At 45.6% G+C, this 408-nt stretch carries 1 pseudogene; it reads left to right on the top strand.

Features of this window, described 5'->3' with window-relative positions:
• Positions 1-79 precede the first annotated feature (79 nt).
• Positions 80-408: pseudogene (locus tag DWW91_RS18095) on the top strand (helicase); the annotation flags it as partial.

Genomic DNA, 408 nt, shown 5'->3' with positions numbered 1-408 from the left:
CCCCCCCCGCCATGACAGAAAGAGGGCCGCTATGATAGGATGAAGACTCACCTTTTTCTAGTATTGACATATTTTCTCAATGTCACTCTGCGATCTTTATCATTCTTACCATTATTTTGTTACTGAAGAATCCGGCTGTCTGCTGGTAGGATTCAGGGAGGATTCCGTTACTTTTACTTTCATTGTGAAAGAAGTATGGAATAAGGAACCTGTCGGCTTGCCGGAAGTGGACAGGCTGTATACTGAAATGCAGCGAATCGGGGAAATGTGCGGCTGCAACCAGTTCCGGATTCTGGCTCATGGAGGCTATCTGCCGGAGGCACTTTCCTTTGAACTGCATGGACTGACTGTTTCAGATGATAGCTATCTGAGAAGTCTGGAAACGGGAAAACATATTGAACTCTTTTC

Source organism: Parabacteroides sp. AF17-3 (assembly GCF_003635445.1).
Taxonomy (GTDB): Bacteria; Bacteroidota; Bacteroidia; order Bacteroidales; family Tannerellaceae; genus Parabacteroides; species Parabacteroides goldsteinii.
Note: the sequence above shows the minus strand (reverse complement) of the source record. Positions and strands in the feature narration are given on the sequence as shown.